This window comes from Pseudomonas sp. 382 (assembly GCF_002759075.1).
GTDB lineage: Bacteria > Pseudomonadota > Gammaproteobacteria > Pseudomonadales > Pseudomonadaceae > Aquipseudomonas > Aquipseudomonas vlassakiae.
Genome location: NZ_PEMX01000034.1, coordinates 24,519 through 38,913 on the forward strand (window position 1 = coordinate 24,519; position 14,395 = coordinate 38,913).

Sequence of the window (14,395 nt, forward strand, 5' to 3'; positions counted from 1 at the left end):
TCTTGTTGTCAGTCGGTAAGCAGGCGGCCATGGCGCAACGGGTGTGCGCCGGCGACCTTGGCCAGCCACAGCCCGGGCTGGGCGTAGCGCAAGCGCTCGCGGGCGTAGAGGATTCCGGCGGTGGTGGCGTGTACCACGGAGTGCTGGTCGCTGATAGGGTCGATCACCTCGAACAAGGGATCGCCTGCAGCGACCCGCTTGCCCAGGGGCTGCAGGAAACTCACCACGCCCGGGTGCGGCGCACAGGCGTACTGCGCGCCGGAGAACGGGGTGGCGTCACAGCATGTCGAAGGCGCGGCGGGCCAATCGCCGCTGAGCAGACCCTGATCGGCCAGAAAGCCCAATATGGCTTCGGCACTGTGCTGCACCTGGGGGCGGTCGGTATCGGCCATGCCGCGCAGTTCGACCGTGGTGGCGACACAGGCCAGTGGGATGCGGGCGTGCCCGAACTGTTCTGCCAGGCGCAGCCAGGGCAGGGCACAGGCTTCATCGAACGAGCTGCCGCCGCTGTCCTCGGCCAGCAACACCGCGCCCGCGTCCAGGCGCGCAGCCAGCGGTTTCAGGGCTGGCCAGAGCTGGGGCAGAGCGTACAGCAGCACGACCGACTCAAAGTCGCAATGCAGGTCGAGCACCACGTCTGCGTCGCAGGCCTGTAGCAGCAGTATCCGGCGCAGGCCTTCGAGTGCCGAGGCCGCGGGCGGCATCGCGCTGATGGCCTCACGCATCAGGCGGCGAACCAACGCGATGTTGTGCCGCGCATCGTTACCCAGACGGCCTTCGAGCTGTGGTGCGATCAGTGCTGCCAAAGCAGGAAAGTCGCGGTTGAAGTTGTGCCCGCTGGCCAGGTCGAAGCGCCCCTGGTGAGTGGCCTGAAAAACCTGCCCCAGGCCGATCGGGTTGGCTACCGGCACCAGCTCGATCACGCCAGCCAGGCGGCCTTGGCGTTCCAGTTCGAGCAGGCGCTGCTTGAGCTCCGCTGCGACGCGCATGCCGGGAAGTTCATCGGCATGCAGGGCTGCCTGAATGTAAGCCTTGCGCGAGCCACTGCCAAAGCGGAACACCGAGACCCGACGTTCCATGCCAGCGCTGCTCCAGGGCAGGGTGTGTTGAATATGTTCCATGTAGATCTCTCAGTTCTTGCGCGGGGCCAGGTGGGCCAGCCAGCGGCCTTCTGCCAGTTTGAAAAGGCGCACCAGGATCAAGGTCAGGCACAGGTAGAACAGCCCGGCAGTGACGAAGGCCTCGAACGGCATGTAGTAACGCGAGCTGACGGTCCTGGCCACACCGGTGATGTCGACCAAGGTGACGATCGAGGCGAGCGAGGTTGTGTGCAACATCATGACGACTTCATTGCTGTACTGCGGCAGTGCACGGCGCAGCGAAGACGGCAGCAGGATCCGGCGGTACAGGGTAATGCGTGGCATGCCCATGGCATGGGCCGCTTCGATCTCGCCAGGCGGTGTGGCCCTCAGGCTGCCGGCGAGAATCTCGGCACTGTAGGCACTGGTGTTGATGGCGAACGCCAGGCAGGCGCAGAAGGTGGCGCTGGAAAGGTATGGCCACAGCACGCTGGTGCGCACTGCCTCGAACTGCGCCAGGCCGTAGTAGATGAGAAACAGCTGCACCAGCATGGGGGTGCCACGAATGACGTAGGTATACAGCCATGCCGGGGCGCTGAGCCATGGCTGGCGCGATACGCGCAACAGCGCCAGCGGGATGGCCAGCGCCAGGCCTGCGGCGAGGGCAATCAGCAGCAGTTTGAAGGTCACTAGCACACCGCCTGCAAAGAGCGGCAGGCTGTCGGCGATCAGCTTGAAGTCCAGCATGGAGCGTCCTCAAAGTTCGGCCAGACGGGTGCCGACGCTGTAGCGCTTTTCCACCAGGCGCAGGATGAGCAGCGATACGCTGGTGAGCGTCAGGTACAACGCGGCAACGGTCAGGAAGAAGGTGAATGGTTCGTGGGTAGCGTCGGCCGCGCTCTTGGCCTTGAACATCATGTCCTGCAGGCCAATCAGCGATATCAGTGCCGTGGCCTTGGTCAGCACCAGCCAATTGTTGGTGAAGCCGGGCAGGGCGAAGCGGACCATCTGCGGCAGCAGCACTCGCCTAAAGACCTGCATGCCTGTCATCCCATAGGCCGCGCCGGCTTCGGCCTGCCCTCTGGGGATGGCCATGAAAGCACCGCGGAACGTTTCCGAAAGATAGGCACCGAAGATGAAGCCCATCGTGCAGACCCCTGCGATGAACGGGTTGATATCGATGTAGCGAGGATGACCGAGCAGCGGCGCGACACGATTGATCAGGTCCTGGCCGCCGTAGAAGATCAGCAGGATCAGTACCAGGTCAGGTATGCCGCGGATGACCGTGGCGTAGCTTTCGCCAAGCACGGCCAGCCACTTCAAGGGCGACAGGCGGCATGTCGCGCCCAGCAAGCCGAGGGCGATCGCCACTGTCATGGAAATCAGGGCCAGACTCAGCGTCAGCCAAGCCCCCTGGAGAATGGTCGGGCCGTAGCCGTGGAGCATGGTCGGGCCTCTTACTTGCCGTAGATGTCGAACGCAAAGTACTTCGCCTGTACCTGCTGATAGGTGCCGTTGGCGCGAACCGCGTCAATGGCTGCGTTGAGGCGGGCGGCGTGGTCGCTGTCACCCTTGCGCACGGCAATGCCTGCCCCCTTGCCGAAGTAACGTGGGTCGTTGAAGTCTGGGCCGACCAAAGCGAAGCCTTTGCTGATGGGGGTCTTGATGAAGCCTTCGCTGGTGTTCACGATGTCTGCCAGTGTCGCGTCCAGTCGGCCCGCGGCCAGGTCGAGGAAGGCTTCGTTCTGCGAGGCGTAGCGCACCACCTCGATGCCGGCGGGTTCGAACTGGTCAGAGGCGAATCGGTCGTAGGTCGATGCGCGCTGTACGCCCACCTTCTTGCCCTTGAGGTCCACCAACGGATCGTTCACCACGCTGCCGGCCTTCATCGCCAGCTTGCCAGGCGTCTGATAGTACTTCTTGCTGAAGTCCACCGACTTCAAACGGTCCTCGGTAATCGACATCGATGACAGTACCGCATCGATCTTGCGCACCTTCAGCGAAGGGATCAGCCCGTCGAACTCTTGCTCGACCCACTCGCATCTGACCTTCATTTCTGCGCACAGGGCATTGCCGATGTCATAGTCGAAACCGCTGATCTTGCCTTCCGGGGTCTTGAAGGCGAAGGGCGGATAGGCCGCTTCGATACCGATGCGCAGGGTATCGTCGCTGGCGGCGGTGATGCCACTGACGGCGCTGAGTGCCAGCGCGCCGAGAAGTACGATCTTGTTCATCTTGTTGACTCCTAGCTGGGGCGGATTGGGTGTGCGCGCAGGTCGCCTGGGCGATGGCGTTACCTGAGCCGTTGGTGTGCAGATTTATGACATTATTTTTTTCAGAAATCTATATTCGTGAAAATAAATTATCTACCTCTCTATTGCCTCTTCAGGTCGAGAAGCCTCTAGCGCGTGCCTTGCCGGTCGTTCTCACGTTTTTGTCCTGGCACGCGTCGGGGGCACGCCAGCGCGCAACGCTTGAAGACATGCCTGTGCTGATATATAAATTTTCAAAAAATAGAATTTGGAGAATATTTTTCCATGGCGCGCTGCCAGCCGGCTCGCACGAATTTCCATAACAAGAGCGACAATCCATGAACACACCGTTGAACGCGGGGGCAATGATCGCCGCCCTGATGCTTTCCTGTGCCAGTCCGGCCGCCCTGGCTGAAGGCAACTTGCTGGCCGTGGGCGGTATGCTGCGTGCCAGCAACCTTCCGGTCTATGACAAGTTCATCGAACTCGCCGGTGGTCGTCAGGACGCCCGCATCGTCATCGTCCCGACGGCCAGCGGCAGCCTGAGCTCGAGCAATCGCTTCATGGCGGAACTGGTTGCCCTAGGGGTTGCCGCGAAGCGCATCAGTATCGTGGGGGTCGACAAGCTCAACTACCAGCGAACCATGAACGATGCCGCAGTGGTCGAACCGCTGCGCGGTGCCAGCGGCGTGTGGTTTGTCGGTGGCGACCAGGCCCGGATCGCCCGCGCCCTGTTCAACGCCGATGGCTCCCCGTCGCTGCTGATGCAGGCTGTGCGCAGCGTCTATGACCGCGGTGGCGTGGTCGGCGGCACCAGCGCCGGTGCCAGCGTTCTGGGGGGACGGATGCCAACCGCTTTCGGCGTCGTGATGGATACCCTGGACTTCGGCGTGGCCAGCAAAGCTGACCAGCGCGGCACGGCGTTGCTCAAGGGTGCCGGCCTGTTCAAAGGTGGTGTGATCGATCAGCACCTCGATCAGATCGAGGAAACCAGCACCGGGCGTGTCGCGCGCATGGCAGCCTACCTCACCGGGGGCACGCTCAACCGCGGGTTCGGCCTGGACACCAACACCGCGATGTGGGTCAACCCTCAAGGGCAGGTACAGGTGCTGGGCGAGGGCTATCTGACCGTGATGGACACCCGCCAGGCAGAGAAATCCTTCGGCCTGTATGGCACACGGCTTAGCAATGTGCGCTTGGCCATGCTCAGCCATGGCGATCGCTATGACCTTGCCAGCGGCAAGGTGCAGCCCGCCCCAGGCAAGGCAGTCATTCAGGCCGGTAGCGAATACCTGTCGGGCAATCAGCTGATTACAGACCTTTCGGGCGTTTCGGCGATCGACCGGGCGGTGATCTATGGTCTGGCGGATAATACCGCCTCGCGGCAGCTGGGCCTGATGACCCGCTACAACCCGCTCAACGGCTACCACTACGGCTACCGTTTCGAGTTTAGCAAGACGCCTGACTTCAGCGCCTATAGCCAGGTGCACGATGCGCTGACCCAGTACAGCGTGGGTGGCGTGCGCCTGGATATCCGCCCGGTCAATGCCACCCTCGGCGAGCCCGCAACCAGCGCGCCGACCGACGCCGGCTCGGGGAGCAGCGGCGATGCGATTCGCGCCGTCAGTTTCAGGGGGCTGATGACCTTGAACGCCGGCAACGCCTTCGAACCAGGGCGGCCCATCACCCGTCTGGAACTGGCCAATGCCCTGCAGATGACGCTGGCCGCGGAGCCCAGGCGGGACCGGTTGCCCGCGTTGACCGATGTCGGCGCCGAACACCCGCTGCGTGATCAACTCGACGTGGTGCTGTCCAACGGCTGGATGAGCAGCAGCGAACCCTTCTCTGTCAACCAGCTCGTCAGCCGCAAGGAATGGGCGCTGGCCTGCCGGGCGCTGGTAGAGCGTTATCAGGGCATCCGCCTGAGCAGAACCGCGGCGTTGTCGGACATCGGTGGCCTGGCCAAAGCCTATGCCGATGCGGCCACCCTCACCGTGGGTGAGGGCTGGTTGCAGGCCGAGCAAGGCCGCTTCAACCCACGAGCCCCGGTAACCCGGGCCGAAGTGGCGCAGGTACTGGCCAAGGTCGTCGGGTTGCAACCGCTGTAAGTTGAACCTGGCCGCGCTTGGCCTGGCGCAGCATCGACCCTCCGTCAACCCACACAAGAGTCCTGTATGAAAATCAGCAGGTTGGAAGCGTTCGCCCTGGAAAAATTGCTGCAACCGCAAAGCCCGAAAGCCTTCGCCATCGCCCAGCCGGCGTTCCAGGTTCTGGAGCGGACGCAAACCAAGGCTGGCTTCTATTCGATCATCCAGTTGCCAGCGAGCATGGAGAGCCTGCACGACGATGCAGAGTTGAAGTGGCTGTTCAAGCTCAAGCAATCCAAAGCCAAGGGCTATTTCGTTTGCTGGGCAGAGTCGGCGACCACCCTGTGCCTGGAGGCGGTCATCAGCAAAGGGACGTGCCCACCCGAATTTTCACTGGAGCAATTGGCATAGGGCCGATGCGCCTGTCCTGACTGGCGGTGCAAGCCGCCACGTACCCCCATAACAAGAACAATGGAGCAAGCAATGAATACCGTGAAAGCGACCCTGATCGCAGTGGCCCTCGTCTCTACTCACGCCCAGTGGGCAGGTGCTGGCGAACAGCAGGCCTCGAAAGGCTTGATCGAAGACAGCACGCTGAACCTGCTCAACCGCAACTTCTGGATGCACCGCGACTATCGCAATGCCAGGCGCAACACCCGGAATGAATGGGACCAGGGTATCCAGGCGCACTATGTGTCGGGTTTTACCCCGGGCATGCTGGGCTTGGGTTTCGATGTGCATGCATATGGCGGCATCAAGCTTGATGGTGGACGCGGAAGCGTCGGCAACGGGATCCTGCCGGTGGATAGCGAGGGGCGTATAGAAGACAGTACCGGCGAGTTGGGCGGTGCGGTGAAGCTGCGGGTGTCGTCCACTACCTTGAAATATGGCGAGCAACGCACCACCGCCCCGGTGTTTGCCACCAGCGATTCGCGTCTGCTGCCGGAGACCGCGACCGGCGTTCACCTGGCCAGCCAGGAGTACGAGAAGCTGTCCGTTGAAGGAGGGCACTTCACTTCGATCAACCGACGTGACTCGAGCAACGCCGATGGCGCTCTGACCACCGAATACGCAGGTGTGGAAGCGCGCAGCGTTGATTTCATCGGTGCCACCTACCACGTCACCGACAGGCTCAGCCTGGCGGCCTACGCCAGCCAAGCCGAAGAGCTCTGGCGCCAGTATTTCGCCAACGTCTACTACACACTGCCCCTGGCTGAAACCCAGTCCGTGAGCTTCGACCTGGTCGCTTACAACACCCGCGATCAGGGCGCTGCGTTGGCGGGGCAACTGGACAATACGGCATATTCGCTCAAGGGTGCTTACAGCCAGGGTCCGCACAAGCTCAGCGTGGCGTACCAGAAGATCAGCGGCGACGACTTTTTCGACTACATCGGTGGTGATTCGATCTGGCTGGCCAACTCGGTCCAGTACTCGGACTTCAACGCCCCCAACGAGCGCTCCTGGCAGTTGAGATACGACCTGAACCTGGTGGCCTTCGGTGTACCGGGGCTGACGCTCATGGCCAGGTATGTGAAGGGCGATCAGATCGACGGTACCCGGGTGGACCCGAACGGCCCGTTCGCGGGATGGGCGGGAGATGACCAGAAGCACTGGGAACGGGATATGGAAGCCCGCTATGTCATCCAGGCCGGCATGGCCAAGGACCTCTCGTTCCGCCTGCGCCAGGCCACCCACCGTTCCACTTCATTCGATAACGACCTGGATGAAGTGCGGCTGATCGTGGAGTACCCGCTGAGCTTGCTGTAATCCGTGGGGCGATGGATGCCTGCCTGAGGATCGAAAAGACGATGCCCACGTTCCCTGCGGAAGGCAGGCATCAAAGCGCCGAGGCTCAGGCTTGCTTGGCGCTTGCAGTGGCGGTTGCTTCAGCCTGCTCATGCTGGCGCTTGCGGCCGATCACCAATACCCCCATGGCGGCCAGCGTGCACAGTGTCGCGAGGGGCATCAATGCCAGGGCATAGCTGTTGGTGGCGTCGTGGATGGCACCGTAGACGTTGACCATCAACCCGCCACCGATCAGGTTGGCCATGGCGCCGACGGCCGCCAGCCCGGCGGCTGCCGTGGACGACGACAGCCAGCCGGAGACCAGTGCCCAGAACGGCCCCTTCATCGAATAAGCGCCCACCAGCACCATTGTCAGCATCACGACCGTGGCCGGCAACGAGGAGGTGAACAGGGTCATCAGCAGGCCTGCGGCGATCAGCAGCATGGTCATTGCAGTGTGCCAGCGGCGCTCACCGGTGCGGTCGGAGCTACGCCCCCAGATGATCATCGCAACCGAGGCGATGCCATACGGGATGGCATTGACCAGGCCGATCTCCAGGGCACTGAGACCGAAGGTTTTCAGCAGTTGCGGCGCCCACACGCTCATGGTGCTGCCCGCGGCGGAAGCGCCCGAGTAGATCAACGCGAGTACCCAGATATCCTTGTGACGCAGCAGTTTCCACAGCGAGATATGGCCGATGGCGGTCTTCTTGGCGGCCTCGCTGGCCAGCCGTTGGGTGAGCCAGCCGCGTTGCTCGTCGCTCAGCCACTTGGCCTGTTCAGGGCGGTCAGTCAGCACGAACAGGCAGGCGATGCCCAGTAGCACTGCCGGGATGCCTTCGAGGATGAACAGCCAGTGCCAGCCGCGCATGCCCATCCAGCCATCCAGGCTCAGCAGCAGGCCCGACAGGGGCGAACCGATGAAGTTGGCGGCCGGGATCGCCACCATGAACAGCGCCACCATGCGCGCACGGTAGGCCGACGGTAGCCAGTAGGTGAGGTAGAGCAGCACGCCCGGGAAGAAGCCGGCCTCGGCGGCGCCCAGCAGGAAGCGCATCACGTACAGCGAATTGGCGCCCTGGACGAACGCCGTGCCGGCGGAGATCAGGCCCCAGGTGATCATGATGCGAGCGATCCAGATCCGCGCGCCATACCGCTGCATGGCCAGGTTGCTGGGTACTTCGACCAGGAAGTAAGAGAAGAAGAACAGGCTGCTGGCGAAACCGAAGACCTTGGCTGAGAGCTGCAGGTCCTGGTTCATCTGTAGCGAAGCCATGCCAATGTTGCCGCGATCGATGATCGCAATCAGGTAGCAGATGATCAGAAAAGGCAGCAGGCGCCAGGCAACACGGCGCATGGTGCTGCGTTCGAGGTCGTCCGGCACGGATGTAGCTGAATTCATGGTGCTCTCCAATTGTTGTTTTTCTGGAGTGACGCGTGGTATCGGCGCCGCTTCTCGCAACGCGGCGCGAGAGGGCTGCAATCAGCTGTCGATCAGGTGGCGGTTGACCACGCAACGCGGATCAAGGGCATTGCCCGCCAGGATATCCAGCACCTGCCTCACACAGACCAGGGCTACACGGTCGCGGGCTTCGGTGGTGTTGGCGCCGACGTGTGGTGTGGCGACCAGGGTCGGCAAGCCCCACAGCGGGCTGTCGGCGGGTGGCGGCTCGGGGCTGAAGGTGTCCAGGCCCGCACCGGCAATGCGACGCTCGCTGAGTGCCTGTACCAGGGCGTCAGTGTCGATCAGCTCGCCACGGGCAGTGTTGATGAGGATGGCACCCGGACGCATGCGTGCCAATTGGTCAGCGCCGATCAGGCCGTGATTGGTCTCGGTCAGCGGGCAGTGCAGGCTGATGATATCGCTTTCGGCGAGCAGGCGATCGAAATCTTCTTCGCGCTCGACATGGGCGCGTGCCGGCAGTTGCTTGAGGTAAGGGTCGAACACCTTGACCTTCATGCGCAGCGGCGCCACCAGGTCCATCAGAATGCTGCCGATCGAACCCAGACCCACCAGGCCCAAGGTCTTGCCGGACAGCTCGATGCCGTTGGCCGATGCCTTGTCCCAGTGGCCTTCACGCATGCGTGCATCGAGCAGGGCGGTCTGGCGGGCGACGCTGAACATCAGGGCAAAGGCATGCTCGGCCACTGACTGTGCGTTGGCACCCACTGCGATCGACACAGGTATCCCGTGCTCGGCGGCAGCCTGGATATCGATGGTGTTGAAGCCGACACCGTGCTTGGTGATCAGCTTCAGCTTGGTGCAAGCCTCGATCATGGCACGGGTCAGGCTGCCCTGGCGAACCACGATGGCATCGGGCTGTTCCGCGCGAATGATGGCGACCAGCTCTTCTGCCGGCAGGTAGGGCGTGGTGGGGACCACCCTGATGCCCTGGTCGGCGGCAAGTTGCATGGCCTCGGCGGCGAGTTCGGGGCCGGTAATCAGAATGGTACGGGACATCGTGAACACCTTTTTATTGTCAGGGCAGTCGCTGCAGCTCAGGGGCGGCGATGGAATCAACCCTACCATAATGAAACGACGTTGCAACAAAATAAATTTACTGCTCGTCGCCATTTGAATAGCAGCTAAAAAAAGCGATTGAAAAAGGAATAATGCAATGACATTCTAAAAAACAGATTCGGCGGCCGCCGATGACATCGAATAACATCAATAGAGGTATGTCACATGAGCATTGGCTTCCAAGTGCTTGAGCGCACGCGCAAAATTGGCGAAGAGTGGGTTGCACGCTACCGTGAGGTTCCGGTCGCCAACGTCAGCGACTCGATGAACCGCATGACGGCGGGCGGTGCCCGGCTGCGCCCAATGCACCGCGAAGGGGGGCTTTGCGGCCCGGCCCTCACCGTCAAGGCTCGCCCAGGTGACAACCTCATGCTGCACTATGCCCTCGACATCGCTCAGCCAGGCGACGTGATCGTGGTTGATGCCGGCGGTGACCTGACCAACGCCCTGATCGGCGAAATGATGGTGGCCTACGCCGTCAAGCGCGGTGTGGCGGGCATCGTCATCAACGGCGCGATCCGTGATGCGGCCAATATCGGTGCGGGCGACTTCCCGCTGTTCGCCGCCGGTGTGTCGCACCGTGGCCCGTACAAGGACGGCCCGGGCGAGATCAACGTGCCGATTGCCATTGATGGTATGGTGATCGAGCCGGGCGACCTGGTGATCGGCGATGAAGACGGCCTGCTCTGCGTACCGTACGACCAGGTTGCCGACGTCTATGCCCGTGCCACGGCCAAGCATGCTGCCGAAACCGCTCAGATGGAGCACATTGCCCAAGGTACCAACGACCGCTCCTGGGTCATTGAGTCCTTGAAGAAGAAAGGCTGCCTGCTGCCAGGCTGACCCAACAACCTGCTGCGCACCTTGCGATGGGGGGCGCAGCAGGTGATGGACTGGCGCGGGTCTCATGAGGATTCGCAGACTTGACCGATTCACCGTCGTCGCATCGTAGTCAATGGCCTTCGGCCATTCGGGCGCTCGCCCACCGTAATTTCCAGATCTATTTCGCCGGCCAGGGAGTTTCCACCCTTGGCAAGTGGGTGCAGCAGGTGGCGTTGGCCTGGCTCGCCTATCACCTCACGGGTTCGGCCGTGCTGCTGGGCCTGATCACCTTCCTTTCGCTGGCGCCGCAACTACTGATTGGCCCGCTGGCCGGTGCATGGATCGACCGGCACGACAAACGTCGATTGCTGATCATCGTGCAAGTGATCCTGACCCTGCAGTCGTCTGCGCTGGCGCTCTCTACCTGGCTGGGCTGGGTCGATGGCCCGATCATCGCCGGCATGGCCTTGCTGCTGGGTTTGCTGAGCGCCCTGGAAACACCGTTACGCCAGGCCTTGATCGGCAGTTTCGTCGATGACCCGGCCGACCTGCCCAATGCGCTGGTACTCAATGCCATGCTGATCAACGGCGCACGTTTCGTCGGCCCGCCATTGGCCGGGGCACTGATCGCGCTCGCCGGCGAGGCGACTTGCTTCGCGCTGACGGCCTTGGCCTTCCTGGCATTGCTGTTCGGCTTGCTGAAGGTGCGCGGTAGCGCCAGCCCAAAGGCCAGTGGTTCGACTGCCCAGGTGTTTCGCGAGGGGCTGGCCTACATGTGGCAGACCCGCAATGTGCGCCAACTGCTGGTCAACGTGATCATGGTCAACCTGTTGGCGTCCTGCTATGCAGCGTTATTGCCGATCCTCGCCAAGGCGGTGTTTGCCGGTGACGCCCAGGTGCTGGGGTGGTTGTGGGGGGCGGCGGGGGCGGGAGCCTTCGCGGCGACCCTGGTGCTGGCGTTCGGCGGCGCATTGCCCCGCCTGCGCCAGTTCACCGACGCCGGGGCGCTGCTGTGCGCGGTCGCCCTGGTCGGCCTATGGCTGGGGGGCATGCTGCCATTGGCGTTGCTGGCGCTGGCATTGCTGGGTTTTGGCATCACCCTGAGCAATGTCAGCACCAACATGCAGCTGCAGAGCGGTGCGCCGGGCCACTTGCGTGGCCGGGTGATTGCCTTCTACATCGCCATGCGTTTTGGCTTCGAGGCTCTGGGCGGGATGATCGCCGGGCTGGCCGCGGCCCGCTGGGGGGCACCGGCGACCTTGGGGATCGCCGGTGGGGTGCTGGTGCTGGGGTTGCTGGGGCAGTACGGCATGCGTCGCCGCAGTTGATCGGTCAGGCAGCCTGACCCTGGCCCTGCGGCGTTTGCTGCTTGGCCGGGTCACCCAGCCAGAGCATCAGGCAGGTACCGATCAGCAGGATCGAGGCTACGGCGAAGAACGGCAGGGTGAAGCTGTGCGTGGCATCCTTGATCAGGCCGATGAGGAAGGGCCCGGTGAAGCCGCCAAGGTTGCCGATCGAGACGATCAGCGCCAGGCCGCCCGCTGCGGCGCGGCCGGTGAGGAAGGTCGAGGGAATCGCCCAGAACGTTGCCTGGAAAGACAGGATGCCGGCCACGGCCAGGCACAGGCTGGCGATCTTCAGCAGCGGCTGGTCGATCAGCGCAGCACTCACCAGGGCCAGTGCAGCAAACGCCAGTGCGCTGGCCACGTAGGGCAGACGGTGCGTGCTGCGGTTGGCCAGGCGCGCCCATAAGGTCATGGCCACGGCGCCCAGCAGGTAAGGCAGCGCCACTACCGGGCCGACCACGCCACTGGAAATACCCAGGCTCTTGATGATCTGCGGCAGCCAAAGCCCGATGCCGATGGAGCCGACGATGCAGCAGAAGTTGATGGCCGCCAGGGTGAACACCTTGGGATTGGTCAGTGCTGCGCGCAGTGTGTTGCCGTGGGAGGCGCCAATGGCCTGTTGCTCCTGGGACAGGCGCTGGGTCAGCCAGGCCTTTTCCCGTGGGTTCAGCCACTTTGCCTTGTTCGGGGCATCGACCAGCACGAACAGGCAGGCAATACCGAGCAACACGGCAGGCATCGATTTGGTGACCAGTAGCAGTTGCCAGTTCTTCAGGCCCCACACACCGTGCTGTTCCATCAGCCAGCCCGACAGTGGCGAGCCGACGATGTTGGCGACCGGGATGCCCAGCAGGAACGCTGCGGTAGCTTTCGCTCGCCACTTCCCGGGGAACCAGTAGGTGAAGTACAGGTACACCCCTGGCGTGAAGCCTGCTTCGGCAAGCCCCAGCAGGAACCGTGCGATGCTGAAGCTGATGGGGCCGGTGGCGAAGGCGGTGGCCATGGAAATCAGCCCCCAGGTGATCATGATCCGGGCAATCCACACCCGTGCGCCAAAGCGCTGCATCAGCAGGTTGCTGGGGATCTCGAACATGAAGTAGCCGAAGAAGAACAGGCCGGCCGCCCAGCCGAACATCGTCGCGGTCAGCCCCAGGTCCTGGTTCATGCTGATGGCGGCGAAGCCGACGTTGGTGCGATCGAGGTAGCTGATCACGTAGCAGATGAAGATGAACGGCACCAGGCGCCACAGCACGCGGCGCATCAGGCGGTCGCCCTCGGCGTCGCTGAGCGGCGCCTGGGCTGCAGGGGAATCGTGGTTCATGTCGTCACTCTTTTGTAGTTGTTGTGTGCGCTGACAGGCGCGGGTTCAGCTGTGGGAATACATCTGCAACCCGGGTGTGGCGGTACGGACCTGCAGAATGCTGCCGGTCTCGGATTCGGTAATGAACAGGGTCTGTCCGTCATCGCCACCGAAGGCCAGGTTGGTGTTGCTGATCCCGGCGCAGGAGACGATGCGTTGCAGCGGTTCGGCGACTTTCGACAGCTTCCACACCGAGCCGAAGCCGGTATGGGCGATGTACAGGTTGCTCTGCGCATCGAGGGCCAGGCCGTCGGGCCCGCCCAGGCCGCCATGCAACTGCGCGAAAACGCCCACCTTGCCGACGATCGAGCCGTTACCCAGCGGGATGCGCCAGATCTGCTGCGCGCGGGTCACGGCTACCAGCAGGTGGTTGAGGTGGGGGTCGTAGACGATGCCATTGGGGCTGGGAATGGTACCCAGCAGACACGTCAGGTTGCCCTTGGCGTCGAGCTTGTATACCCGGCCCGTGGCGTCCTGCAGGCCAGTCTGGCCCTGGTCGGTGAAGTACAGGTCACCGTTTGGCGCGAACACCAGGTCGTTGACGCCCTTGAAACCTTCGGAGCCGGCCGAGTCCAGCAGCGGCTCGATGGCGCCGGTCTGCGGGTCGAGCAGCATGATCCCACGCTTGTAGTCGGTGATGAAGATGCGCCCGTCCTGGTGAATCTTCAGGCCGTTGGGCCAGCCATCGTACTGGCAGATCAGTTCCCATTCGCCTTGGGGCGAGATGCGGAAGATGCGCCCGTTGGGAATGTCGGTCACGTACAAGCGCCCCTGACGGTCGAAAGACGGGCCCTCGAGGAATGAGTCGATTGCGCGTCCCTGGCGGTTGGCGTTGGTCCAGGCAGTGGGGCGCGGATCGCGGAAGCGTTCGGGCAGGCGCGTGAAGACGGTGGTTTCAACGGTGGGTGGGGCAGCGAAAAAACTCATGAGGGCTCCTGGCGGCAAGGGGCGCGTGAGCGTCCAGGTTGTTGTGTTCTTGGTTTAATGCAATGCCATTTCAAAATAAATCATGATGCGACGAAAGGCGATGATTTTCGTCGTCTTTTTCGCGGCTCTTGACGAGGCTCAAAATTATGTGACCTTATGTAAGGGAAATGGCGTTCCAAAATAAAAACAACTGGAGTTTGCTATGCAGCCTTGGTC

Annotated in this window: 13 protein-coding genes; 5 read left to right on the forward strand and 8 right to left on the reverse strand. The window is 62.7% G+C overall.

All coding sequences use genetic code 11. From position 1 onward, the window contains the following. Positions 1–8: 8 nt before the first annotated feature. Genes CQW31_RS25745 through CQW31_RS25760 form a run of 4 tightly spaced genes read right to left on the reverse strand, consistent with a single transcriptional unit; the run spans position 9 to position 3,313 of the window. Positions 9–1,121, reverse strand: coding sequence for a succinylglutamate desuccinylase/aspartoacylase family protein (locus CQW31_RS25745; RefSeq protein ID WP_099815719.1), 1,113 nt, complete (start codon positions 1,119–1,121; stop codon positions 9–11). 9 nt (positions 1,122–1,130) lie between these two features. Beyond that, positions 1,131–1,826, reverse strand: a complete 696-nt coding sequence (locus CQW31_RS25750) for an ABC transporter permease (protein WP_054887400.1) — start codon at positions 1,824–1,826, stop codon at positions 1,131–1,133. Positions 1,827–1,835: 9 nt separating this feature from the next. Next, positions 1,836–2,525 carry an ABC transporter permease gene (locus CQW31_RS25755; RefSeq protein WP_054887399.1) on the reverse strand — a complete coding sequence of 230 codons (690 nt, stop codon included), beginning with the start codon at positions 2,523–2,525 and terminating at the stop codon, positions 1,836–1,838. Positions 2,526–2,536: 11 nt separating this feature from the next. Further along, positions 2,537–3,313, reverse strand: a complete 777-nt coding sequence (locus tag CQW31_RS25760) for an ABC transporter substrate-binding protein (RefSeq protein WP_099815720.1) — start codon at positions 3,311–3,313, stop codon at positions 2,537–2,539. 356 nt (positions 3,314–3,669) lie between these two features. Here CQW31_RS25760 and CQW31_RS25765 point away from each other — a divergent pair, with 356 nt between their 5' ends. The 3 genes from CQW31_RS25765 (at position 3,670) to CQW31_RS25775 (ending at position 7,185) form a co-directional block, all read left to right on the forward strand. Then, positions 3,670–5,439, forward strand: coding sequence for a cyanophycinase (locus tag CQW31_RS25765; RefSeq protein WP_099815721.1), 1,770 nt, complete (start codon positions 3,670–3,672; stop codon positions 5,437–5,439). A gap of 66 nt (positions 5,440–5,505) precedes the next feature. Then, positions 5,506–5,829 (forward strand): hypothetical protein, encoded by a 324-nt coding sequence (locus tag CQW31_RS25770; RefSeq protein WP_054887396.1) that lies wholly within the window; start codon positions 5,506–5,508, stop codon positions 5,827–5,829. A 72-nt stretch (positions 5,830–5,901) separates the two neighbouring features. After that, positions 5,902–7,185, forward strand: a complete 1,284-nt coding sequence (locus tag CQW31_RS25775) for an OprD family porin (RefSeq protein WP_099815722.1) — start codon at positions 5,902–5,904, stop codon at positions 7,183–7,185. An 85-nt stretch (positions 7,186–7,270) separates the two neighbouring features. Here CQW31_RS25775 and CQW31_RS25780 read toward each other — a convergent pair whose 3' ends face one another. Beyond that, complete coding sequence (locus CQW31_RS25780; RefSeq protein ID WP_099815723.1) at positions 7,271–8,605, reverse strand: MFS transporter; 1,335 nt, start codon at positions 8,603–8,605, stop codon at positions 7,271–7,273. An 81-nt stretch (positions 8,606–8,686) separates the two neighbouring features. Further along, positions 8,687–9,664, reverse strand: a complete 978-nt coding sequence (locus CQW31_RS25785; protein ID WP_054887393.1) for a hydroxyacid dehydrogenase — start codon at positions 9,662–9,664, stop codon at positions 8,687–8,689. 225 nt (positions 9,665–9,889) lie between these two features. On the opposite strand from CQW31_RS25785, the gene CQW31_RS25790 reads away from it, so the two are divergent. Together CQW31_RS25790 and CQW31_RS25795 are read left to right on the forward strand one after the other, a co-directional pair. Continuing rightward, positions 9,890–10,567, forward strand: a complete 678-nt coding sequence (locus CQW31_RS25790; RefSeq protein ID WP_054887392.1) for an RraA family protein — start codon at positions 9,890–9,892, stop codon at positions 10,565–10,567. A 125-nt stretch (positions 10,568–10,692) separates the two neighbouring features. Next, a complete protein-coding gene (locus tag CQW31_RS25795) occupies positions 10,693–11,874 on the forward strand; it encodes an MFS transporter (RefSeq protein WP_099815737.1) in 1,182 nt (393 codons plus the stop codon). Positions 11,875–11,878: 4 nt separating this feature from the next. Here CQW31_RS25795 and CQW31_RS25800 read toward each other — a convergent pair whose 3' ends face one another. Together CQW31_RS25800 and CQW31_RS25805 are read right to left on the reverse strand one after the other, a co-directional pair. Further along, the gene (locus CQW31_RS25800; protein ID WP_099815724.1) at positions 11,879–13,213 is read right to left on the reverse strand and encodes an MFS transporter; all 1,335 of its coding nucleotides are present in this window, start codon (positions 13,211–13,213) and stop codon (positions 11,879–11,881) included. 45 nt (positions 13,214–13,258) lie between these two features. Further along, the gene (locus CQW31_RS25805; protein ID WP_099815725.1) at positions 13,259–14,179 is read right to left on the reverse strand and encodes an SMP-30/gluconolactonase/LRE family protein; all 921 of its coding nucleotides are present in this window, start codon (positions 14,177–14,179) and stop codon (positions 13,259–13,261) included. Between the last annotated feature and the right edge of the window lie 216 nt (positions 14,180–14,395).

Coding starts and splice junctions, on each gene's coding strand:
- CQW31_RS25745 (WP_099815719.1), bottom strand. CDS start 1,121: ATGGAACATATTCAACACACCCTGCCCTGGAGCAGCGCTGGCATGGAA.
- CQW31_RS25750 (WP_054887400.1), bottom strand. CDS start 1,826: ATGCTGGACTTCAAGCTGATCGCCGACAGCCTGCCGCTCTTTGCAGGC.
- CQW31_RS25755 (WP_054887399.1), bottom strand. CDS start 2,525: ATGCTCCACGGCTACGGCCCGACCATTCTCCAGGGGGCTTGGCTGACG.
- CQW31_RS25760 (WP_099815720.1), bottom strand. CDS start 3,313: ATGAACAAGATCGTACTTCTCGGCGCGCTGGCACTCAGCGCCGTCAGT.
- CQW31_RS25765 (WP_099815721.1), top strand. CDS start 3,670: ATGAACACACCGTTGAACGCGGGGGCAATGATCGCCGCCCTGATGCTT.
- CQW31_RS25770 (WP_054887396.1), top strand. CDS start 5,506: ATGAAAATCAGCAGGTTGGAAGCGTTCGCCCTGGAAAAATTGCTGCAA.
- CQW31_RS25775 (WP_099815722.1), top strand. CDS start 5,902: ATGAATACCGTGAAAGCGACCCTGATCGCAGTGGCCCTCGTCTCTACT.
- CQW31_RS25780 (WP_099815723.1), bottom strand. CDS start 8,605: ATGAATTCAGCTACATCCGTGCCGGACGACCTCGAACGCAGCACCATG.
- CQW31_RS25785 (WP_054887393.1), bottom strand. CDS start 9,664: ATGTCCCGTACCATTCTGATTACCGGCCCCGAACTCGCCGCCGAGGCC.
- CQW31_RS25790 (WP_054887392.1), top strand. CDS start 9,890: ATGAGCATTGGCTTCCAAGTGCTTGAGCGCACGCGCAAAATTGGCGAA.
- CQW31_RS25800 (WP_099815724.1), bottom strand. CDS start 13,213: ATGAACCACGATTCCCCTGCAGCCCAGGCGCCGCTCAGCGACGCCGAG.
- CQW31_RS25805 (WP_099815725.1), bottom strand. CDS start 14,179: ATGAGTTTTTTCGCTGCCCCACCCACCGTTGAAACCACCGTCTTCACG.